The organism is Micromonospora sp. CNZ303 (assembly GCF_004345505.1).
In genome coordinates this window covers 4285-5363 of sequence record NZ_SLVT01000042.1, presented here as the reverse complement: position 1 = coordinate 5363, position 1079 = coordinate 4285, and the positions used below count along the sequence as shown (strand labels likewise).

The following is a 1079-nucleotide window of genomic DNA, read 5'->3' as shown; positions in this document are numbered from 1 at the left end:
GCTTCTTCGCTCCCTGCGGCCGGCGATCTCCACGGATCTCGAACACTGCAACCCCTGATCAGGTCAGGCGTTGCAACGATCCCTAGAACCCAAGTAGAATGCGATAGCAGGGGGCCCTTCCTAACCTCTCAGCGTTCCCGGACCACCGCCACCGGGCAGTGCGCGTGCTGGATGAGCTGCTGGCTGACCGAGCCCAGCAGCATTCCCTTCAGGCCGCCCCGGCCCCTGGTGCCCACCACCACCAGACGCGCGTCGCGGCTGGCGTCGACCAGCAGGGACGCGGCGCTGCCCTCCGTCACCTCCACGGTGACGGCCACGTCGGGGAACGTCGCGCCCCACCGGGCGAGCGGCTCGTCCAGCTCGGCCCGGTCGGCCGCTGAGGCCTCCCGCGCCTCGGGACCCGCCGGCGGGCGCTGACCGGCGGGCGCGTGCCAGGCCCGCACCACGCGCAGGGGCACCCGTCGCGCTTCGGCCTGCTCGAACGCGAAGCCCAGCGCGAGCAGCGAACACTCGGAGCCGTCCACACCGACCAGGACGTGCCCGCTCCGGCCACCGGCAGCGGCCTCGCCGCGGATCACCACCACGGGGCAGTGCGCGTGGGCGGTGACCGCGACGGCGGTGGAGCCCACCAGCAGCCCGCCGAAGCCGCCGTGCCCCCGGGTGCCCAGCACCAGCAGGTCCGCCTGCGCCGAACGTTCCTGCAGCACCAGCGCGGGCGGCCCGTCGAACACCTCACCCGTGACGGTCAGTTCCGGGTGCGCGGCGGACGCGTCCGCCGCCGCCTTGCGTACCAGCTCCTCGACCTGCCGCCGGGCCGTCTCGTCCGGCCAGACGCCGGGCGCGATGCCGGGGCCGATCCAGCCGGCCACGGTGAGCCATTCGAAGACGTACGCCAACCGCACCGGCCGTCCGCTGCGGCCGGCCTCCTCCAGCGCCCATTCCAGCGCCGCGCCGGCGTCGGCGGAGCCGTCGTAGCCGACCAGGATCTCGTTGCCGCTCATCGGGTCCACCTCTCGTTCGCGGCTGCGGGGCTCACCAGGTGACTCCTCGCGCCCGCTGGTGCCGGCCTTTCGTTCGCG

1 protein-coding gene is annotated in these 1079 nt (G+C 74.0%); it reads right to left on the bottom strand.

Annotated elements, in window-relative coordinates; genetic code table 11:
* Positions 1-128: 128 nt before the first annotated feature.
* Positions 129-1001 (bottom strand): universal stress protein, encoded by an 873-nt coding sequence (locus EV374_RS32275; RefSeq protein ID WP_132240948.1) that lies wholly within the window; start codon positions 999-1001, stop codon positions 129-131.
* Positions 1002-1079: the final 78 nt, after the last annotated feature.

Coding starts and splice junctions, on each gene's coding strand:
- EV374_RS32275 (WP_132240948.1), bottom strand. CDS start 1,001: ATGAGCGGCAACGAGATCCTGGTCGGCTACGACGGCTCCGCCGACGCC.